General features: G+C 48.2%; 6 protein-coding genes. 3 read left to right on the forward strand and 3 right to left on the reverse strand.

All coding sequences use genetic code 11. The annotated features are described in order from the left end of the window. Positions 1–10: 10 nt before the first annotated feature. Positions 11–2,887, forward strand: coding sequence for a family 78 glycoside hydrolase catalytic domain (locus AC1DYT_RS20430; RefSeq protein ID WP_477471372.1), 2,877 nt, complete (start codon positions 11–13; stop codon positions 2,885–2,887). Positions 2,888–3,290: 403 nt separating this feature from the next. Next, on the forward strand, positions 3,291–6,569 hold the full coding sequence (locus AC1DYT_RS20435; protein WP_477471373.1) for a leucine-rich repeat domain-containing protein: 3,279 nt from the start codon (positions 3,291–3,293) through the stop codon (positions 6,567–6,569). A gap of 366 nt (positions 6,570–6,935) precedes the next feature. On the opposite strand, the gene AC1DYT_RS20440 is transcribed toward AC1DYT_RS20435, so the two are convergent. The 3 genes from AC1DYT_RS20440 to AC1DYT_RS20450 all read right to left on the reverse strand — a co-directional run bounded on the left by AC1DYT_RS20440 (position 6,936) and on the right by AC1DYT_RS20450 (position 20,418). Then, positions 6,936–8,450, reverse strand: a complete 1,515-nt coding sequence (locus tag AC1DYT_RS20440; RefSeq protein WP_477471374.1) for a PAS domain S-box protein — start codon at positions 8,448–8,450, stop codon at positions 6,936–6,938. A gap of 129 nt (positions 8,451–8,579) precedes the next feature. Beyond that, on the reverse strand, positions 8,580–9,482 hold the full coding sequence (locus AC1DYT_RS20445) for a metallophosphoesterase family protein (protein WP_477471375.1): 903 nt from the start codon (positions 9,480–9,482) through the stop codon (positions 8,580–8,582). A 217-nt stretch (positions 9,483–9,699) separates the two neighbouring features. Beyond that, a complete protein-coding gene (locus tag AC1DYT_RS20450; protein ID WP_477471376.1) occupies positions 9,700–20,418 on the reverse strand; it encodes a cadherin-like beta sandwich domain-containing protein in 10,719 nt (3,572 codons plus the stop codon). 686 nt (positions 20,419–21,104) lie between these two features. On the opposite strand from AC1DYT_RS20450, the gene AC1DYT_RS20455 reads away from it, so the two are divergent. Next, positions 21,105–23,864, forward strand: a complete 2,760-nt coding sequence (locus tag AC1DYT_RS20455; protein WP_477471377.1) for a TonB-dependent receptor — start codon at positions 21,105–21,107, stop codon at positions 23,862–23,864. Positions 23,865–23,971 lie beyond the last annotated feature (107 nt).

The raw sequence follows: 23,971 nt of genomic DNA on the forward strand, positions 1-23,971 counted from the left end.
CCGGCATACCATGAGGACAAAAACGGCTTTCAAATTTATACTTTTTGTGTGTATCGCTGCTTTAACGCAAACTGCTGCAGCACAGCAAAAAAGGTATATACCCGATGCGTTAAGCTGTGAGCATTATGCAAATCCCTTAGGTGTAGATATTCAAACACCCGCTTTAAGCTGGATAATTAAATCCTCATCACCCCGGGCAAGGGGAATGCGCCAAACAGCTTATCAGTTGTTGGTAGCCGAATCTGAAAAAAACCTTAAAGCAGATAAAGGCGACGTTTGGAACACGGGCAAAATTGCATCCGACCAAATGACCCAAATAACTTATTCGGGGAAGCCGCTGGTATCGGGACGAAAGTATTGGTGGAAAGTACGTATCTGGGATGAAAAAGGCCAGGCATCCAACTGGAGCGCAGCCGCATTTTGGGTAATGGGAATTTTGACTGATAAGGAATGGAACGCCAACTGGATATCGGCCGCAGGTGCAGAAAAGTATGCGCATGAATACAAATCGGCAAAAACTGATTTTAACTTAAAACGCGACCTGCCAGAATACCGCGCTAATAAACCGGCGCGTACGGATCTCAATTTTTCGTCGATGTTGCTGCGTAAGTCGTTCCCGGTAAAACCGGCCCTAACCCGCGCGGTTATTAATATCAGCGGACTTGGCCAGTACGAACTAAGCGTTAACGGCAAAAAGGTGGGCGATCAGATACTTTCGCCCGGATGGTCTGATTATCGCAAAACGGTGCTTTACGATACTTACGATATCACCAGCCAGTTAAAAAATGGCACAAACGCAATCGGTATTATGCTGAGCAACGGCATGTACAACATCACGCCCGATTCTGTGCGGTATGTGAAATTCCTGAGCTCCTACGGGCCATTAAAAGTAATAGCCACCCTAAAATTAGAGTACGCCGACGGATCGGTACAGGTTATCGGAACAGATAAGTCCTGGAAAGTATCGCCTGGGCCGGTAACCTATTCAAACCTTTTTGGTGGCGAAGATTACGATGCCCGTTTAGAACCCGCCGGTTGGAACACCGCCAATTTTAAAAAAGTCGCAGGCTGGGCCAACGCTATTATTTGCCCCTCGCCCGGTGGCGCATTAAAAGGCTTATCCTGTGCGGCACCGCCGGTGAAAGTGATAGAAAGCCTTAGCCCGGTAAAAGTAATAAAGCTGAGGCCCAACCTTTGGGTGTACGATCTGGGGCAGAATGCCTCCGTTATGCCTAAAATTACGGTAAAGGGGGCTAAAGGCGCATTCGTGCGCGTTATCCCATCAGAACTGCTGGCACCCGATGGCACCGTTGACCGCAGTTCGGTTACGCAGGACGGTGTTCGCCCGGCCTGGTGGCAATACACTTTGGCATCTGATAAACCCGAAAAATGGTTCCCCAAGTTTTTTTACCAGGGAGGCCGTTATTTACAAGTAGAATTGCATCCCGCCCCGGGCGATAATGCACTACCCGTTATGGAGACACTACAAGGTGAGGTAGTACATTCCTCCGCAACACCTATCGGTAATTTCTCTTGCTCCAACGATTTGTTCAACCGCATATATGCACTGGTAAGGTGGGCGCAGCGAAGCAATATGATGAGCATTATGACCGATTGCCCGCACCGCGAAAAACAAGGATGGCTGGAAGAATGCCATCTGAATGGCCCCGCCTTACGTTACAATTTTGATATGGCACCGCTCTTCCGTAAGGTGATGAACGATATGAACGACAGCCAGTTGAGCAGTGGCCTTGTACCTAATATTGCACCGGAATTTTTCCACGCCAGTGCCGATCCAAACAACGCCTTCCGAAACTCCCCCGAATGGGGAAGTTCGTTTATCATCGTCCCCTGGCAACAGTATCTTTTTTCGGGCGATATATCGTTAATGCGCACTTATTTTCCAAACATGAAACGCTACGTGGCTTTCCTGGAGTCGACTGCAAAAGACCATATATTGCAAACCGGCCTTGGCGATTGGTACGATATTGGGCCTAAACCGGCATGGGGCTCGCAGCTAACCCCCGAGAGTTTTACGGCAACCGCCATTTATTTTTATGATAACCAGATCATGGCGAAAATGGCTGCCCTTTTAGGCTTTAAGGAGGATGCAGAAACCTATGCCAGAAAGGCGGAGGCCATCAGGATGGCTTTTAATAAAGCCTATTTTAAAGCAGCAACTAATAGCTACGCAACAGGTTCAAATACCACGTATGCGATGCCGCTGTATCTTGATATTGCCGACCCTGAATACAGAAACGCACTGATCAAAAACCTGGTTGCAGATATCCGTAAACAGGGTAATTCATTTAATTCGGGCGAGGTTGGTTACCGGTACTTGCTAGGAGCATTGTCTGACAAAGGTAGCTCCGATGTGATCTATGATATGAATAACCAATCGGACCGGCCCGGTTATGGTTACCAGCTAAAAATGGGCGCTACGGCACTAACCGAGAAATGGGATGCGGGCGTGGGGAGCTTTGGGTCGCAAAACCATTTTATGTCGGGCGAGATAAGCCAATGGTTTTTTGAAGGCCTGGCGGGAATAGGCGTTGACGAAAGCGGCGCCGGCTTTAGAAAGATAATCATAAAGCCTGCGGTTGTGGGTAACCTTACCTGGGTTAAGGGAAGCTACCAAACCGTGAGCGGTATGGTTTATACCAGCTGGGAGCGGCAGACCAACCAATTTTCGTTAAAAGTGACAATCCCCCCAAATACAGGGGCCACAATTTACTTACCGGCAGCAAGTGCGCAAAGTGTTAAAGAAGGTGGGCAACCTGTTGTTGCGACCAGTGGGGTAAAATTCATCCGGTATGAAAACGGGCTGGCGGTTTATGAAGTAGCATCCGGCAACTATCATTTTCAATCGATACTTCAAAAGCTATAACAGCAAAAAAGAATGATTTGGACCGTTGTGGAACTTAGCAAAACCGGGCTTAATGTGCGGTTTTTGTAGGGTAATTAAAATGTCTCTCCTCAGTAATAAATGGTAATATATCGAAAGGCTGAATCGGGCGCCCGCCCGACAGCCTTTCACTTTTTTAATGGGGGGGGAATTACTTCTTGACATGTTGAGGGAAAGGCGATAGGTTAACCATCACCTGCCCTAAATCCTATTATGCTCAGCAATGTCTTTTATCACCCAGTCAGCAAAATTCAAGCCCTAGGAAATAAGTTCATATTTTTCAGTATTATTATAAACTTTATAAGGGCGTGATTCGAATTTTCTTTTTTGTAACTCTCATCGTGTATTAAATAATTTTAACAAACCTAACTTATCAAATTTTCCTATGTCTTTAACTGAAGCTTTAACAAAAATAGAGGAAGCGAAAATAAGCAATGCTGTTGAGCTCGATTTGGCCGGCTTAGAACTCTTAGAAATTCCTGAAGAAATTTCTAAACTCACCCAACTTATAGCACTTAACCTCAATCAAAATCAACTTACGAAGGTGAAAGGTTTAGACAATCTCACTGAATTGTGTATACTTCAGCTGAATGACAATAAACTTTTTGAAATAAATGGGTTAGAAAACCTGAAAAAACTAAATTATCTAAACCTCGGTAGTAATCAACTTGTCGAAATAAAAGGCTTAGAAACACTCACTGAGTTAACCTACCTTAATCTCGGCTATAACCAACTTGTCGAAATAAAAGGCTTAGAAAGACTCACTAAATTAACCTCCCTTACTTTAACCAATAATACAATTGAAGAAATAACAGGTTTAGGAACACTAACCAAACTAATTTTCCTTAGTCTAAGTCATAATCTAATTGCAGAAATAAAAGGTTTAGAGACACTCACACGATTAGACTACCTTGGGTTATATAATAATAATATAAAAGAAATAAAAGGTTTAGAAACCCTCGCAAATTTGACTGAACTCGATTTAGATAATAATGAAATTACAGAAATAAAGGAGTTAGAAAAAATAACAGGGTTAACACAACTTCACTTAAGTTACAATAAACTAACAGAAATAAAAAATTTAGAAAAACTCACGAAGTTAACTCAACTTTCTTTAGATGATAACAAAATTAAAGAAATAAAAGGTTTGGAAAAACTCAGGCAATTAACACGCCTTGACTTAAGCGACAACGACCTAAAAGAGATAAAGGGTTTGGAAAAACTCAGGAAATTAACATTCCTTGACTTAGGGATTAATGGTATTACAGAAATAAAAGGACTGGAAGAACTTACACAATTGACCGAACTTGACTTGGGTTTCAATAAAATTACAGAAATAAAAGGACTGGAAAAGCTCACGAAGTTAACTATTCTTAGTTTACTCCACAATGAGCTAAAAGAAATTAAAGGCTTACAGATTCTTACAAACCTAATTTCTTTAAGATTACAAAATAATAAACTTACTGAAATACCGAAGTTTTTATTGGAATTAGGGCAGCCCATTTGCAAGGAAATAAAATATCATGCTAGTGGCGTTAGTATAGGCAATAACCCTATTATCACACCACCTTACGATATTGTTGAGCAAGGCGATAGCGCTATACGCGAATATTTCAATCAACTTAAAAAAAGTGGAGAAGAACCATTAAACGAAGCTAAGTTGATACTACTTGGAGATGCTCGTGCTGGTAAAACATCATTTGCCAATCGTTTAATAGGCAAGGAACTGCCGAAAGAAGCCGACCGCACACAAGGTGTTGATATTGTAATTGGTGCTTATGGTTTTCCTTTAGTTAATGGAAAGAATTTCAAAATAAATATATGGGACTTTGCCGGGCATGATAAATACAAAACGCTTCATCAACTTTTTTACACCGAAAGCAGCCTGTACGTAATGGTCGCGGAAAGTGGCAATATGACTACCGATTTCGATGATTGGTTTCAAACCGCAGAGCTATTTGGTGAGGGCAGCCCGCTAATATTAGTATTGAATGAGTTCAAGACTGGCATTGGCATGGGGAGCTTTGATGACACATATTGGAAAAAACAATTCCCAAGGTTGTTGAAAGAGGTTTTTACGGTTGATTTGGAAACAAAACAGAACTTTGCGTTGGCTGAGGACTATATCCAGTTACTTGCTCAAACCCTTCCGCATTCTAAATCACCTTTCCCGGCTAACTGGACTGCCATTCGCAGAGTATTGAATGAGCGAAGAGATGAACAATACATTACGTTAAAAGAGTATCTGGATATATGTAAAAATAATAATCTGCCGGAAAGGGAAAGCGCCCTTGTCTTGAGTTCCATTTTACATAAAGTGGGCGATTGCCTGCACTATCAAAAAAGTGACCTTTTAAAAAGGATTATCATCCTTAAAAATGAATGGGCGACAGAAGCAGTATACAAAATTTTAGATGATAGCGTTGTTGCAACAAAACAATGCGGATTCTTCAACCTACAAGATTTAGAACGCATATGGCGTGCCGACGAATACTTGGATATGCGTCCTGAATTGTTGGAGTTAATGATGCAATTTAAGCTGGCCTACCAATTACCGGGTAAGGAAGAGTTTGTAACCCCTCCTCTTTTACCGACGACCCGGCCAAACCATTTTTCCTGGCCAAATGAAGAATCATTGGAACTTTATATCGAATACGAGTTTTTACCTAAGGCTCTATTAACTCAATTTATAATAACGCGCCATGCGGATATAGCAGAGGAACGCACGTTGGTTTGGCGGCATGGCGTAATCTTAAAATGGGAAAGCGAAGCGCTTGCAGAGGTTTCCAAAATAAAATTAGAGGGGCGTGATGCCTTTCATATACGTTCCCAAGGGAATAACCGCAAAGGAATGATGACTATTATCCTTAAAACCTTTCGGGAATTGCATGCTGATTATAAAGGCATAAAATACAAGGAGAAGGTACCATGCACATGCGAGGGCTGTAAAATGGGAAAAAACAAACAAGGTTATTTTGACTTCGAGATGCTTAATAAGCGGATAGAAAAAGGAAAAGATGATGTTGATTGCGAAAAGTCGGTAGAGTCCGTAAATATGATGGAGTTGCTTGAAAACACCTTTGTACTTGAGAGAGTTAAAGGGATGCACACGCCTCAATTAAAAGAAAATGTGACAAGGAAAAAATCCAGCGAAACCAAGAGATTAAATATATTCCTTGCTTCATCAAACGAACTTGTTGAGGAACGAAAAGAGATAGAGCAGGCACTCGGCCGAAAAAATAAATTATGGAGAGAAGACGGCTTTGATATTGAACTATTGATATGGGAAGATGGTAAGCATATCGGCACCTCAACCCGTTCCCAAAATAACTATAATCTAGAAATAGAACAATGTGATGTATTTGCAATGTTGTTTTACTCTAAAGTAGGTAAATATTCTTTAGAGGAATTTGAGCTTGCTCATAGCTTGTTTGGCGATAATGCAATGCCAAGGATATGCATCTTCCAGAAAGATATCGATTTGCCAAAAAATCAGAGAAGAGCAGATTCAGACAGTCGGCACGACTTTTTGGACCGCTTAAATAAAATGGAGCACTTTCCTATTTTATTCCAGAACACGGATAAACTGATAAATGAACTGGAGCACGCCATTGATAAATTACTGCGCGATGAAGCTTTTATTGGACGGCTGGGGGTTGAATAACAGCTCCTTGCCTACTGCCTTTTCCACCAAAAAACCAACCTGGAAATTCCTGGAAATCCATAGCTAAAACTGCACGATTTATTGGAAAAAGCTGGAAATTTTTTTGCGGCCGAAAAACGTGCTTTTAGCTAAAAAGGCTGTTTCCATGCAAATAAGGCAGTTTTTGCATTTTGCAAGAAAAAGCTTAAAACGGCACGAGAAATTAAGAAAAACACGGAAAAACACGGTTTATTTTACGTTTTTTTTAGAAATTTAAGCAAGTAAAAAGGGCGAAAAGCGGCATGTTGATTGCGCCTGGGCAGTACGATTTTTCGGCATTTTTATGAATTTCCACAAAACAAAACCTGGACAGAATAGCTGTCAAAATTAGTGCATATCTAAGCTGAAGAAGAATACCGAACCAACACCCTCTTCGCTTTCTACTTCGATTTTGCTGTCGTGGTAACGCAGTATTTCTGATACCAAATACAAGCCTATACCGAAACCCGACACGGTTTTTGTACGTTCGTTTTTCGAGCGATAGAACCGTTCGAACAAACGCTCCTGGTCGGCGGGGTTGATGCCAACGCCTTCGTCTTTTACGTATATCTTTACCTTGCCCGGCAGCTTTTCGCAACCTATGGTGATGGTGCCGCCCTTCGGCGAATATTTGATGGCATTGCTCAGCAGGTTCATTAGTACCTGCCCTATCTTATCCCTATCGGCAAAAAGCTGAACGTCTTCACAATTTTTCAGCACCACTTTATGGTTCGATGACAGGTACTGCGCATCGTTGGCGGTTTCTTCTATTACCGGGTGCAGCTCAAACGCCTCCATGTTCATGGATATCTTGCCATCTTCCAGTCGGGCAAGGCTTAGGAAATCCTGTATCATCACCGTCATTTTACGGGCCTGTACGTTTGCGCGGGTAAGCGCATTAATGGTAAATGCATCGCCGTTTTTTTTGGCATTGGCCAGCAGCACCTGCACGTAACTCATCATGGATGTTAGCGGCGTTTTAAGCTCATGGCTTACCATGGCAATAAAATCGTTCTTACGCATCTCCTCCTGCTTCTTCTCGGTGATATTGCGGGCTATTTTTGAGAGGCCAATGATATTCCCCTCATCATCGAGGATGGGCGATATGGTTAGCGAGATATCCAGCAGTTCACCGGTTTTGGTTACGCGTTTGGTTTCAAAATGCTCTACACGCTCGCCCCTGCTAAGCCGGCTCAGTATCAAAGCCTCCTCTTCCTGCCTGTCTTCGGGGATGAGCTTCAGGATGTGCTGCCCTATCATTTCGTCTTCGGTGTAGCCAAAAGTACGCGTTGCCGAAGGATTCCAGCTGGTGATGATGCCCTCCAGGGTTTTACTGATGATAACATCGTCGGATGATTCAATTATCGCTACCAACCTCGCGCTCTTCTCCTGAGCAAGTTTAGCGCCGGTAATATCCATCACGGTACCAATAAAGAAAACTGCTTCGCCTCCCTTAAAATACACCTTACCCTGCGAGCGTATCCACCTGCTTTCGCCGTTATCGAAACGCACTATCCTGAAAACGATATCATAGGCACCTGCACCGGCGGGGTCCATGGCCTTTTGTATGTCGCGGTTTACAAAATCGCGGTCATCGGGGAAAATGTGTTCGGCAAAAACGGCAAAGGTAATTTCGGTATCGGCAGGGGCTCCGTATATCCTGCGGCATTGGTCAGACCAGCTTAAATAGCCGGTAAGCGGGTTGTATTCCCAGGTACCTACATGCACCGATTCCATCACCATGTTTAGCCTGGCGATGCTTTGCTCCGATTGCTGCGAGATATGCTGCAAGCGCTCTTCTAAATCTTTTTCGCGTTGTAAGGATAGGGCAAGTTGTGCTTTAAGGGCATCAATTTCTTCCATCGAGGAATGGTTGTTTACACCGGGGCAGTGTTTCCGGTGGGAAGTTACAATTTTTGCAACAACAATGAGGAATGCTGTTATTAAAATTTAAATAAACAGAAACTTGTTTTCCTTATTAATTAAGAAAGGCTACAGCTTATTACTGTTTAAAACCGGGTTTTGGCTGGCATTTACCTGGTAAGTGAAAATTTGGTAGTTGTCGTCAATCTCCACTATGCGATAACCTTTATAATCGGTACCCCAGTCGCCGCCGATATGCGAATCGAAAAAATGCGGGAACTTATTGCCGGTGTACCTAACGCCATCAAGCGCATGGTCGTGCCCGTGGAAGGCAGCCTTTACGTTAGGATAACTGTGCAGCAGTTCAATGGTCTCGGGGCAATCCAAAAAGCCCTCGTCCTTAACCCATTTTACCGGCGGGATGTGCAGCACCACGAAAATGATTTTTTTCGTTGCGAATTTATCCAGCGAGGCTTTGATAAACGTATTGTCGGGGCAAACGTATCTGCCTTTGGTATCGGCCGTATTAGCCAGAATAAAGGCTATATCGCCATGCTCAACGGTGTATTTATCCTCGTAGCTGAATGCATTTTTCCAGATGACCGTATCGGCAAAATCGTGGTTGCCGGGGATGGTGTGATAGGGTACATCCAACTTATCCAGGTATTTGTTCTTTATCTCGGGGAGCAGATCCGGCCGGTTGTGCACCAAATCGCCATTCACTATTATCATATCCAGGTGGTTTTTGGCATGGTCGGCATTGAGCCATTTGATGAGGTTGGCGGTGTTTTCGGCGTAAGGCGTACCCTGCTGGCCGTAATGTATATCAGATGCCAGCGCGAACCGTAACCTTGGCTTTGCCTTCGCAGCGCTTTTATACCGGTTGCCCGGGATGGCAAAGCTATCAACGGCGGGTAACAAGGTAAGGCCCGCCAAAGCGGTTAATCCGGTGCCGATGAATTGCCTGCGGTTGCTCATTTTTTTGATGTAAAAATAGCGGTTGGGTATTAAATCGGCGTTAAGTAATGGCATTATTTTATCGATGAAGGTTTAGAAGTCGATACCGCTTCCTACCGCATGGCAAGTTGACTCACCCCGACGGCCCCGTATGAACGGGGCGTCGGCCCTCTCTGCTCCGCAAAGAGGGCGCCCATTATCTTAGTGCTGACCCGTTTATCTGTTCCGCCCAAAAAAAACAAAGCCTTCAGAAAAAATCCGAAGGCTTTGCGGCTGGCTGGTAATTGTGATTTTATCTTATAATGGTAATGTTGCCTGTGCGTATGCCCTGGTTATGCTTCAGATCGATGATGTAATAATAAACATCGGGCGGCAGGGTGCGGCCGTTGAAGGTGCCGTCCCATGGGGTGCCATAGCCTACTGAATTGAACACCTGCTGCCCGCCACGGTTGAAAATCTTCACCGTACAATCAGGGTATAGGTTTATATTAGGCAGCACCCAGGTATCATTAATACCATCGCCATTGGGCGTAAACACATTCGGCAGCGTGGTAGCGAACGAGGCGCGGGTAACCACGATGTTGTAACGTTTCACGGTTATGCCGTCTTCTGCAGTCACCACCACAAATATCTGGTTGGGACCATCGGCCAGCACTATATCGCCCGATGAAGAGCCGCTAGGCACCGATACACCATTTACCTTTATTTTGGCATGCGGCTCGCTTACTATGGCCACCACATTGGTTTTGGTAACGCTGCTTTGTACCGTAGCTGTGTAGTTATAAATACTACTGTTGAATGCCGGACTCAGTTCTCCCTGGGTAAGGAATATCGAGGTAAGGCTGGCATCGGTAGATGGCGGTTTAACTTCGCGCGTTACCACAATCGAATACATATTTGTTGTACCATCGGCGGCGGTAACTACCACGTTGATGGTGTTGGACCCAACAACCAGCGGTATATTCTGCGATGCCGAACCATTAACTACCGGCGTACCGTTTACGGTGATAGTAGCGCTTACGTCGCCCGGCGTAGGCGTAATCTTTATAGCGTCGTCCTGGTAAGGTACAGTAGCCGTATAGTTACTGGTCGAAGCCGAGAAAGCCGGCGATAAGGTACCCGCGCTTAGCTGCAAGCCACCCAGGGCTGCATCGCTGGATAAGGCCCTGTTGATGGTAACCGTGTAGGTTTTTACGGTACCATCCATAGCGGTTACGGCCACGGCGATATCGTTATTGCCAAGCCCCAGTGACGTAGCTGCCGATTCGGTGCCGCTGGGCAATTGCTGGCCCAAAACATCGATGGTAGCGTTAGGATCGTTTACGCTTGCGGTAATAGTAGCCGAGGTGGTTGCATTGCTTACGTTCACCAAATAACTGGTCACCCCTGCTGAAAATGCCGGGCTCAACGGCCCCGCGTTGGTAGAGAGTGCCGAGAGGTTGTTGTCAGAAGATTTTAGCCTGGTAACCACAACGGTATAATCTTTCCTGGTGCCGTTTTGGGCGGTAACGGTTACAGTAACGGTGTTTGGCCCTAATGCCAATGGCAAAGAAGCCGATTGCGTGCCGCTGGCAACTGCTGTACCGTTAACCGTTACGGTTGCGGTAGCATCGGCAGTAACCGGCGTAAACTTAATGCCCGTAACCTGGTATATCACTACTACCTGGTAGCTCTGCGTGGCCGGATTGAACGTTGGCGATAGCGTACCGGTAGATTCGGGTATCAGGTTGGCCAGATCGGCGTTGGCCGATGCTTCGCGGGTAGCTACGATGGTATAGGTTTGCTGCGTACCGTTTTGCGCCGTTACCACAATGGTAATGGTATTGGTGCCCACGATAAGCGGAACGGTGTTGGAAGTCGTGCCCGAGGCAACCGTAGTGCCGTTTACTTTAACGGTAGCGGTAGCGTCGCTGGTGTTGGGCGTTATGGTAATACCGGCATCGGCATTGCCTATGGTGGTGGTATAATTAGTGGTGCCTGCGGCAAAAGCCGGGCTTAGTGTGCCTGCGCTAAGGGTTACGCCCGCCAGATCGGCATTGGCCGATGGCAGCCTGGAAAGCGACACGGTATAGGTTTTGGTATTGCCATCCTGAGCTTTCACCACTACCGGGATGTTGTTGGCGCCCACATTCAGCGGGATATCCGGCGAGGCCGTGCCGCTCGTTACGGTTATGCCGTTAACCGTTACGGTAGCAGTAGCATCGCTGGTGGTTGGAGTTAGTTTTATGGTGCTCACTGTATTGGCAACCGTTGCGACTGTATAGGCTGTAGTGCCAGGGGCAAAAACCGGGGTTATCGGGCCAGCATTGGTGGTAAGCCCGGCAAGGTCGGCATTAACAGAAGCAGCACGGGTAACGGTTACCGTGTACGTATTGGTGGCCCCGTTTTGCGCCGTAACAATAGCGGTAACAGTATTGGTGCCAATGGTAAGGTTGATTGGCGCCGATGCCGCACCGCTTGCTACGGTTACGTTATTCACCTTAACCGTAGCAGTTACATCGGCTACTGTTGGCGTTACGGTAACGCTGGTAACGGCATTGCCCACTGCATCAGTATAATCGTTTATGCCCGATTGGAAGCCCGGCGTAAGCGTGCCGTTGCTTATGGTAAGGCTGCTCAGATCGTTTTCTGACGATAGCGCGCGATTTACGATGATGGTATAAGTTTTTATAGTAGTGCCATCCTGCGCGGTAACTACCGTGTTGATGAAGTTGTTGCCAACGACCAGGAAAATCGGCGAGGATGATGCTCCATTGGCAACCGCCGCGCCGTTTATCGTTATGGTTGCAGTATTATCGGCCAATACCGGCGTCAGTTTTATGCTGGTAACATTGTTGGTAACCAGCATGGTGTAGCCATATATGTTCGACCCAAACGATGGGCTATAATTGCCTGTGCTTACCCCCAGTGCGTTCAGGAACGCGTTGCTCGATGGCGCACGGGTAACCGTTACCGTATAAGTTTGGGTTGATGTGCCATCCTGCGCAGTTACCGTGGTTGTGATTACGTTTGGCCCAACCGCCAGGTTTATTGCGCCTGATGCGCTGCCACTGGCAAGGGTTGTGCCGTTCACTTTAACGGTGGCGTTTGGTTCGTTCACCGTAGGCGTGAGCGTAACAGAAGTTACAGCATTGCCTACTGACGCCGTATAGCCCGTGGTGGCGGAAGCAAAAGTTGGAGCCAACGTACCTGCGCTTATGGCGATGTTACTCAAAGTAGCATCGGGCGATGGCGCGCGGGTTACGGTTACAGTGTAGTTTTTGATAGTACCGTCCTGCGCGGTTACCGCTACCGTGATGCTGTTAGGGCCAACAATAAGCGGGATGCCTGGCGAAGCAGCACCGCTGGCAACACTTACGCCGTTAACCTGTACAGTAGCGTTTGGTTCGGCAACCGTTGGGGTAACCGCCACGCTGGTAATCAGGTTGCCTACCGATGCGTTGTATGTAACCGTACCTGCCGCAAATACAGGACTGAGCGTGCCGCTGCTCAAAGTCAAATCAGCCAAATCTGCGTTTGGCGATTTGGCGCGGGTTACGGTTACCGTATAAGATTTCTGCGTTCCATCTTCGGCGGTTACCGTGGCTGTAATAACATTTGGCCCAACCGCTAAAGCAATAGCGCCCGATGCCGAGCCGCTGCTCACTGCATTACCGTTCACCTGCACTGTGGCCGTTGCATCGGCCACGGTAGGCGTTAAGGTAAGCGAGCTGACCGCATTGCTAACCGAAGCAACATAACTTACCGTGCCTTGCGCGAATACCGGGCTAAGCGTGCCGCTGCTGAGGGTAATATTGGCCAGGTTAGCGTTTGATGATGGCGCACGGGTAACGGTTACGGTGTATGTTTTAGGCGTACCATCCTGCGCCGTTACTATGGTGGTGACAGTATTAGCCCCCACTACCAGTGCAATATTGCCCGAAGCTGAGCCACTGGCAACCGTGGTACCGTTCACTTTTATAGTGGCGGTTGCATCGGCCACAGTTGGCGTTAATTTAATGGTGGTAATGGCATTGCCAACAGAGGCAGTGTAGCTTATTGTACCTGCGCCGAATACGGGGTTTAACGTGCCTGCGCTCAAAGTGATGTTAGCTAAATCGGCATTTGACGATTGCGCCCGGGTTACCGTTACTTTATAAGTTTTGGTTGTCGTGCCATCCTGGGCGGTAACTACAGTGGTAATTAGGTTGGCCCCTACTATCAATGGAATATTGGCCGATGCTGCGCCGCTGGCAACTGTTATGCCGTTTACTTTAATAGTGGCGCCTGCGTCCGCAGTAGTCGGCGTAAGGTTGATTGCCGTAACCGCGTTGCCCACGTTGGCCGTATAGTTCAGCGTACCCGCCACAAATGATGGGTTCAAAGAGCCTGCACTCAACGTGATATCCGCCAAATCGGCATTGGCCGACGGTGCGCGGGTTACGTTTATGGTATAAGTTTTGGTGCTGATACCATCCTCCGCAGTAATCACCGTGGTAATGGTATTGCCGCCAACATTCAGGCTGATTGCCCCCGAAGGCGTGCCGCTGGCAACCGTAGTACCGTTTATGGTAATGCTGGCGTGCGATTCACTACTGGCTGCAGTAACCTGTATGCTGTTGGTAGCGTTACCAACGGCTACCGTATAGGATGAAGTAGCCTGCGCGAAAGTTGGCGTCAATGTGCCCTTACTTACGGCCAGCGATAGCAGGTTAGCATCGTTAGATGCCGCTGCAGCGGCCCTGGTAATGGTTACCGAATAACTTTTTACTGTACCATCCTGTGCGGTTACCTGTATGGTAACCACATTTGGCCCTACCGCCAAAGGTATGGCCGATGAAGCCGAGCCGCCCGCAACTGTGCTGCCATTCACTTTTATGGTGGCGTTGGCATCACTGTTGGTTGGCGTTACGGTGATGGTGGAGGTAGCATTGCTCACCAGATCGGTATAGCTGGTAACCGCCGGGTTGAAGGTTGGCGATATAGAGCCGGTGCTTAGCACCAGGTTAGAAAGGTCGGCATCGGATGATTGCTGCCTGGTAACGGTTACGGTGTATGTTTTGGTGGTGCTCCCATCCTGTGCGGTTACCGTAGTGGTAATGATATTTGCCCCTACCGTTAAAGCTATCGCCCCCGATGCGGAGCCGCTGGCAACGGTATTGCCATTAACTGTTACGGTGGCATTCGGTTCGTTTACGGTGGGCGTTATGGTTATAGAGTTGGCAGTATTGGCAACCGTGGCGGTATAACCTGTAGTAGCCGAAGCAAAAGCAGGGCTTAAAGTACCTGCGCTCAGGGCCAGGTTACTCAATGTGGCATCGGCAGATGCTGCGCGGGTAACGGTTACCTTATAAGTTTTAGTACTGCCGTTTTGCGCAGTAACAACGGTATTGATTACGTTGGCACCCACGTTAAGCGCAATATTGCCCGATGCGGTGCCGCTTGCCACCGTAGTGCCGCTTACCGTAACCGTGGCAGTGGCATCGCTTAGGGTTGGCGTAAGCTTAATAGTAGTTATAGCATTCCCAACCGAAGCCGTATAGGTTATGGTGCCGCTGGCAAACGAAGGGTTCAAACTGCCGGTGCTCAGCGTCAGGTTTGTCAAATCGGCATTGGCAGATGCCGGACGACTTACGTTTATAGTGTAGGTTTTGGTGCTGCCATCCTGCGCGGTTACTACCACAGTTAGGGTACTGCCGCCAACAACCAAAGGTATTGCCGTAGATGCCGAGCCGCTTGCAACCGCAGTGCCGTTTACAGTAATGGAGGCGTTTGCTTCGTTTTGCGTAGGCGTTAGGGTGATGGCATTATCTGCATTGGCAACCGTAAGCGTGTAGGCCCCGTTTGCGCTGGTAAAGCCCGGCGATAGCGTGCCTGCGCTTACCGTTAGGCCAGCCAGCGTGGCATCCGAAGAAGCAGCTCTGGTAATACTAACCGTATAGGTTTTGGTAGTACTGCCATCCTGGGCGGTAACAACAACGGCAATGCTGTTGGCCCCCACATTAAGGGCAATAGCACCCGACGGCGTGCCGCTGGCAACCGCTGTGCCGTTTACAGTTACCGTGGCCGTTGCATCGCTAAGCGTTGGTGTTATAGTGGTGCTTGCAATAGCGTTGCTCACGCCTGCGCTGTAAAATAAAGTCCCTGCGGCAAACGCAGGCGATAAAGCACCGCTGCTTGCGGTAAGGTTAGCCAGGTTGGCATTCGCCGATGCCGCCCGCGTTATGGTTACCGTATAAGTAGTGATGGTGGTGCCATCCTGCGCCGTTACAACTACAGCGATAGGGTTAGCGCCAGCCGCCAAAGGCACGGGTGCCGATGCTGCGCCGCTGGCTGTTGCAACGCCATTAACGGTTACCGTTGCGGTAGCATCGCTAAGTGTAGGCGTTAGGGTGATGGTTGTTGTAGCGTTACCAACAGATGCCGTATAGCCTAATGTTGCCGAAACAAAAGTTGGGCTTAAGGTGCCCGCGCTGATGGCCAGGTTTGCCAGGCTGGCATTTGCCGATGCCGCGCGGGTAGCAGTTAGCGTATATGTATTAACGGTTACGCCATCCTCCGCAGTAACCTTTACGGTAATAACATTTGCGCCCACGGTTAAGGGCTGTATCGCCGATGATACTCCGCTGGGCGTAGTAACGCCGTTGACGGTTATGGTTGATACCCCGCTGTTTGAGGTTGCCGTTATGCTAATGCCTGTGGTGGCGTTGCTTACAGATGCGGTGTATCCTGTAGTCGCCGGTGCAAATACAGGCGACAAGCTACCCGCACTGATGGTAAACCCGGATAGCGTGGCATCTGAGGATTGCGCGCTTGTTACATTGATGGTGTAGGTTTTAGTGGTCCCGTCCTCTGCCGTAACTAGTGTGGTGATTATGTTAGAGCCAGGGTTAAGACTTATACCTGCTGAAGGGGTGCCGCTTGCCACACTAACGCCGTTTACCTGTATTGTCGCACCTGCATCGGCGGCGGCAGGCGTTAGGGTAATGGTGCTAACAGTGCTATTTACCGTACTGGTGTACGTAAGCATACCCGGGGTAAATACCGGCGATAAGATGCCCGAGCTGAGGCTGATGCCCGAAAGGTTAGCATTTGACGATGGCCCGCGTGTTACATTTATAGTGTAGTTTTTGGTGCTGCTGCCATCCTGCGCGGTAACAGCAATGGTAATAGCATTTACGCCCGCTGTAAGCGGTATAGCGCCCGAAGCTGCACCACTGGCAACGGTTATGCCGTTTACGGTAATGGTTGCGTTGGGTTCTTCACCCGTTGGCGTTACGGTAATGCTGCTTATGGTATTTGCTACCGATGCAGTATACGAAGTTGTGCCCGGCGCAAACACAGGCGATAACGTACCCGCGCTCAAAACAATGCCGGCAAGGTTATCATCCGTCGATGGTGCGCGGGTAATTGTTACGGTATAAGTTTGGGTGGTTGTGCCATCCTGGGCAGTAACCACCGTGGTGATACTATTGGGCCCTCCTACCAATGGTATCGCCCCCGATGCCGCCCCGCTTACCACCGTTACGCCATTTACTTTGATGGATGCCGTGGCATCAGAAACTGTTGGCGTTAAAGTAATAGTTGCAGTTGCGTTGGGCACAGATGTAGTGTAACCCGGCGTTCCCGTCGCAAAAACAGGCGTTAATATGCCATCGCTTAAAACCAGGCCATCCAAACCGGCGTTGGTTGATGGTGCACGGGTTATTTTTATAGTATAGGTTTTGGTGCTTGTACCGTCTTCGGCGGTAACTATGGTGGTTATCGTATTCAGGCCAACAGTTAATGGGATGGGTGCCGATGATGCTCCTTTGGCAACATCTACACCGTTTACCTGCATCGTTGCATTGATATTGGCCGTTACCGGTTTAATGGTGATATCGGTTGTGGCGTTGCTTACGGTAGCAGTGTAATTTGTGGTACCTGCGGCAAAACCGGGGCTGAGTGTTCCTGCGCTTGGCGTTAACGACGACAGATTGGCATTTGTTGACGATGGGTTGCGCGTTACGTTGAGCGTATAGGTTTTAACGGTTACGCCATCGGGGGCGGTTAACTCTATTGTAATAGTATTGGCACCTAAATTCAAAGGTATTGGGGCCGAAAGGGAGCCATTCGGCGAATCCACCCCGTTTATTTTTATCGTGGCTTGTAAATCGTATCCTGTAGGTGTTAAAGTAAGGCTGCTTTTCGTAACCGTAACGTTATAGGAAATAGTTGCAGCGTTAAAGCTCGGTGAAAGCGAACCGCTGCTTAGCGCCAGCGACTTTAACCGGGCTTCTGACGAAGGCGGGGTTATGGTGATATCTACCTTAGTACTGCTGCTGCCCCCTATATTGTAGGCTGTTATAGTATAGGTTTTTTTTGCAGTAATTGCTGTGGGCGTACCGCTGATGATACCTGTGGATGGGTCGAACGCGAGGCCCGCCGGCAATGCGGCAGGGGTGATAGCATACCCTGTAACCTCTATTTTACGTACCGCATTGTTGCCCCAGTCGGCCACGTACACATGCCCGTATGCATCGGCTGTTATGCCCAGCGGGTAGTTAAACCGTGCTTTAGCGCCGTTGCCGTCTAAAAGGTCGTAAAACCCGGCACCGGCAAGCGTGGTAACTACGCCGGCGGGGGTAATTTTGCGTATCTTGCTGTTCGCTGCGTCTGCCACATATACTGTACCAGCGGCATCTATAGCTATGGCCGAAGGGGTGTCGAAAGACGCAGCCGTGCCCGTAGCGTTCGTTTGCCCGGCTGCCCCGCTGCCCGCAAAGGTTGTTACATCGCCGGTCGGGGTGATTTTACGGATAAGGTTATTGCTCCTGTCGGCAACATAAACGTTCCCGCTGGCATTGCTGGCCACGCCAACCGAGCCATTGAAACTTGCGGCCGCCCCGTTTGCGTTTACAGATCCCACCGAACCGCTGCCCGCAAGCGTAGAAACCTGCTGATCGAGCCCTATTTTACGTACCACGTTGTTATCGAAATCGGCTACGTAAACATTGCCCGAAGCATCTACAGATACGCCTGAAGGGTTGGCAAACCTTGCAGTAGTATCTATGCCGTCCTTATAATCATAGTCGCCGCTGTGGCCTGCAAGCGTATTTACTGTGCCTGATGAGCTGATGATGCGGATCTTGTTGTTATTGGCATCACCCACATAAATATTGCCTTGCGCATCAGAAGCCAGCCCTTTTACATTATCAAGCCCGGCCGCTGCGCCGGTAAATATACTGATGGCCCCGCCCGGTGTTATTTTGCGTATCTGGTTGCTGGCATCGGCCACGTATATATTGCCTGCCGGGTCGGTTGTTATCCCTATTGGGTTGCTTAGCGCAGTGGTAATGGTGGTAACCTCGCCGTAGGGGTTATTAGGTACCACCCCACCGCTATTAGCCGGGGCCAGGTTGGGTATGGGCAGGTTTACGGTGTAAGAATTAGGCGTGGTGTAAGCTATACTCGGAGGCGCAACAGCAACCCCCGCCCTTACTACCGATACCAGGTAATTGGATATGGTGGTATCGCTCTCGGCCACAACTTGTATAGCAATATCGGTATTACCAACGCCAAGAGATATAGTACCTGACGAGGCACCGCTGGCATGCGCTACGCCGTTTATTTTAAGGGCAGCATTTATATCGCTTAAGGTTGGGGTAACCGCTATGCTGGTAGTGCTGTTGGGCACATTGATGATGTATCTTTTTATGGTTGGCGCAAAAACAGGCGTGAGGGTGCCCGTGCTGGCTGTTAAAGCACTAAGGTTGGCATCGTTAGAAGCTATCCTTACTTCTATACTTATGGTGGTGGTGCTTCCGCCATTATCATTGTAAGCGCTTATGGTGTAAGTATCTGCCGGGCTCGCATCTGTAGGGGTACCGCTGATAATGCCCGTAGTGGGGTCGAAGCTGAGGCCCGCCGGCAGCGCTTTATCAATATAATAACCATTGGTGGTTGCCTTACGGATAGTATTAGTGCCATTATCGGCCGTGTATAAGTTGCCGTTCCCATCTATAGTAATACCTATCGGGAAGCCAAAAACAGCATTTGTACCTACACCATCTACCCTGGCAAAATAACCGTCTTTACCGGCGAAGGTAGTTACTACGCCCGCAGGGCTTATTTTGCGGATAAGGCTGTTATAGGAGTCTGATACGTAAACGTATCCGTTGGCATCTACTGTAAGATCTGATGGTTTGTTGAAAGTGGCTGCATTGCCGGTGCCATTTGCCGAGCCAACCCCAAAACCGCCGGCCAAGGTAGTAACTACACCGCCGGGGGTTACTTTACGGATGGCGCTATTGCCGAAGTCGGCCACGTAAACGTTGCCCGCAGCATCAACCGCTACGCCAAAAGGTGTTCTAAATTTGGCTACCGCAAAGGTACCATCCTGAAAGCCGCTTGCGCCGTTTCCTGCCAATACGCTTACCGTACCGCCACTTATCTTGCGTATTTGGTTGTTGCCAAAATCAGCAACGTAAACGTTGCCCGCGGCATCAACCGCCACATCCTGCGGATTTTTGAAAGTTGCCGTGGCCGCAGGCCCGTTGGCAAAGCCCTGCAAGCCGCTGCCCGCCAAAACGGTAACCACGCCTGCAGGGGTGGCCTTTTTTATCTGCTGGTTGCCCGTATCGGCAATATAAACGTTCCCTGCAGCATCTACCGCTACACCCCCGGGGTATAGCAAGCCTGTAGATATAAAGGTACTCACCAGGCCGCCGGGAGTTACCTTACGGATGGAGTTGTTGCCATAATCTACCACGTAAATATTGCCTGCGGCATCGTTGGCTATGGCGTAAGGTGTTTTGAAGCGCGCGAGGCCACCAAGCCCGTCTGCAGAGCCCGCGGCACCGTTGCCCGCCAAAGTAGTTACCTGGCTGTACACCATTGCGGGTACAGCGCCTCCGCTATTGGATGGCGGCAAGTTGGCAATGGTTTGGCCAGCCACGTAAACCTGGGGCCCCGGATATGAAATATTTGGAGCCTGTGCGAAACTGGCACGGGCGATGAGCAGTAAAATTAAGGCAAGTAAAATTTTCTTCATCGTATAAAATCGGTCATCATGCGGCAAAATCTTCGTTGCATTCGTGGGGGCATCAACATTACTCCCGAATACCCAAACAGTGCTATTTGCTTATACTATTATTCAGAATACACCTAAAAACAACTAAATTTTGCCTTAAACCGCCACGAAAAATACCAAAGGGAACTTTGCGTAGTATTTATACCGCGATAGAAAAAGGGGGGGCCTTACATACATCGGTAAAGAAGTTTCAATAGTTATTAATAAGGGCACTTTAACTTCAAAAATAATAAATTCCCCTTTACCTATTATCAAACCTATATAATTGGGTGTTAATAAACTGTTAATGAGAAATTTATAGCGGAAATTTACAACTATTATTCCTATTATCAAAACTATACTATGGGGCAAGCTGTAAATGCTTCATTGTCAATATCATACTTTTAACTGGTTGCGGCTATCATTTTGGCAATAAAAATCCAACTATCCAAAAGAACATTTTTATAATTTATTTTATGCCAATTGCCAAAAATTCGCGCAAAAAAACAATAGAATGCGCTTTTCTAAGTACCTAAAAATACCATCTTAATAAAACAACATCATTTTTATGATAAAACCAACAATAAATTAACACATATATTGAATTATGTATAATTATTGTTACCTTACGTTTAAATTTCAAACTCATTACCCCTATCCGAGCATTTATGAAGAAAAATCTACTCCTTATTTTGATGTTATTTTTAATAACAGGCACTGCCCTTGCCCAAAAGATAACAATTACCGGTACGGTTACCGGCTCCACCGATAATTTAAGCATGCCGGGCGTAACCGTAAGGGTTAGCGGCAGCACCATCGGTACCAGTACCAATAAAGACGGTTACTATTCTATTTCGGCCCCGCCTACTGCCGAACTGGTGTTCAGCTTCACAGGCTATAAAACGCAAACAGTTGCCATAGCCGGCAAAACCACCATCAACATAACACTGGAAAGCGATATAGCACAACTGAACGAGGTAGTGGCCATAGGTACACGCTCCGCAGGGCGCGTAAAGCTTGAAACCGCAGTACCCGTAGACGTGGTTAACGTGAGTAAAGCTGCAGCCTCTACCGGCAGGCTTGACCTGACCGACATACTGAATTACAGCGCGCCATCTTTCAACTACAACAAGCAATCCGGATCTGACGGTGCCGACCACGTAGAACTGGGTACGCTGCGAGGCCTTGGCCCCGACCAAACACTGGTGCTGATAAACGGCAAACGCCGCCATTCAACGGCCTTTGTTTCGGTATTCGGCACGCGCGGGCGCGGCAACTCCGGCGTTGACCTTAGCTCGATACCCACCGCCGCTATCGACAGGTTAGAAATCCTGCGCGACGGTGCTTCGGCCCAATACGGTTCTGACGCAATCGCAGGCGTAATTAACCTGGTGCTGAAAAAAAACACCAACGTTTTCACCGCAAATGTTGGCTACTCTGGTTATTACGACCCTGCCTTCAATAGCGCTAAAAGCGTAGTTTCGGGCTATTACCCACATGGCAAAACCATCGACGGGCAAGGCATTACCATCGATGCCAATTACGGTTTCGACCTGGGCAGCAACGGCGGCTTCTTCAACATCACCGGCGAATTTGCCAAAAACGGCAAAACGTACCGCCAAACGCACGATACTACAACCAGCAACCCTGCCGCCTTACCAATAAACCCCTATCGCCGCGCAAACGGCGATGGTAGCTCTACAAGCGGCACGGTATTCTTCAACAGCGAGATACCATTGGCAGGTACCCAAACCACTTTTTACAGTTTTGGCGGTTACAGCTACAAACCATCTGATGCTTACGCCTTTACCCGTAACTTATCGGGCAGGCCGGAGCGTTTCCCCGTAGATTACGGCAAATCTACCGATATCATCTTCACCACGCCGGATGGTGAAACTTACTACAACCCCATCATCCAAACCCATAATACCGACGTATCCTTCGCAGCAGGCTTTAAAGGTACCGTTGGCGATGGCTGGGACTGGGACCTGAGCAACAACACGGGCAATAACAAGTTCCATTTTTTTGGCGATAAGACTTTCAACGCTTCGCTGGGTGCCTACAAAACGCATTTTGACGATGGCGGCTCGGAGTTTTTGCAGAATACCAGCAATTTAAACATTAACAAACACTTTAGTAAAGTAGCATCGGGCCTAAACTTTGGTTTTGGTGGCGAGTTCCGCTACGAGCGCTATAAGATCTTCGCCGGTGAAGATGCCTCGTACCGTAACTACGACGCAACCGGTGCGCAGGCCGCAGGCTCGCAGGGCTTCCCGGGTTTCCAACCTGCCGATGAGGCCAACGCAAACCGCAAAGTGGTTGGCGTTTATGCTGATTTCGAGTTGGACGCAACCAAAAAATGGCTCATCGATTTCGCTAACCGTTACGAGCATTACAGCGATTTCGGCTCTACTTTCAACACCAAATTCGCTACCCGCTACAAAGTAACCGACAACTTCAATATCCGCGGTTCGGTAGGTACGGGTTTCCGCGCGCCATCGCTGCAGCAGATAAACTACAGCAACACCTTTACCAACGTGCAGGGTGCTGTCGTATCCGAAGTTAAGATTGCGCCAAACTACAGCCCTATAACCAAAGCTGCAGGCATCCCTAACTTAAAACAAGAAAAATCTAAGAACGCAGGCCTTGGCTTTACCTACAAACCAATCCCTGAGTTGAGCTTCACGGTTGATGGTTATATCATTAAAGTTACCGACCGCGTGGTGCTATCGGGCCAGTTCAGCGCATCTGATGCCACGTTGGATCCATCGTTCACCAACGCACTCAACAGCCTGAACGTAAGCGCAGCGCAGTTTTTTGCCAACGCCGTTAACACCACCAACCGCGGTTTGGATATCGTGATAGATTACAGCAAAACCGTAGGTGCTAACCGTTTCAAGGTTCTATTCGCAGGCAACTTCCAGAGCATGGATATAGATAAAGTAAACTATCCGCCTATATTAGGTACCACGCCTGCGCTTCAGGCTACCTTCCTTAGCGATCGCGAGAAGAAATTCATCCTGGCATCGGCCCCGCCGCAAAAATTCACGCTTAACCCGGAGTACGGCCACAAGAGCTTTACCGTGGGCACCCGCTTTACCTACTTTGGCAAGATAGATTTGCTTGGCTACGGCGATGGTAGCACCCTTAGCCCAACCGTACCTACAGACGATGGCTCGGCACAACTGCCCGATCAGTACATCTACAGCGGCAAGGTAACCAGCGACTTGTATTTTTCTTACAAGGCGAGCAAAACCACCCGTTTTTCTATCGGTGCTGACAACGTGTTCAACGTTCACCCCGACCTGGCCTACGTAAAAGGCGCAAAAGGTTGGGCTTACAACAACGAGCCATCGGGCCCCTTCGATGCGGTGCAGATGGGTAGCAACGGCCGCCGCTTTTTTGCACGCGTAGGCTTCACGTTCTAAACAAATACGACCCCTATATAACTAAGCTGCCCTGTAATGGGGCGGCTTTTTTGGTTTTAAGGTGATAAAAAAAGCCGCTTCCGGTTTCCCGGTGCGGCTTGCTTTTT

It is taken from the genome of Mucilaginibacter sp. P1_D10, from assembly GCF_056406215.1.

Coding starts and splice junctions, on each gene's coding strand:
- AC1DYT_RS20455 (WP_477471377.1), top strand. CDS start 21,105: ATGAAGAAAAATCTACTCCTTATTTTGATGTTATTTTTAATAACAGGC.
- AC1DYT_RS20435 (WP_477471373.1), top strand. CDS start 3,291: ATGTCTTTAACTGAAGCTTTAACAAAAATAGAGGAAGCGAAAATAAGC.
- AC1DYT_RS20445 (WP_477471375.1), bottom strand. CDS start 9,482: ATGCCATTACTTAACGCCGATTTAATACCCAACCGCTATTTTTACATC.
- AC1DYT_RS20440 (WP_477471374.1), bottom strand. CDS start 8,450: ATGGAAGAAATTGATGCCCTTAAAGCACAACTTGCCCTATCCTTACAA.
- AC1DYT_RS20450 (WP_477471376.1), bottom strand. CDS start 20,418: ATGAAGAAAATTTTACTTGCCTTAATTTTACTGCTCATCGCCCGTGCC.
- AC1DYT_RS20430 (WP_477471372.1), top strand. CDS start 11: ATGAGGACAAAAACGGCTTTCAAATTTATACTTTTTGTGTGTATCGCT.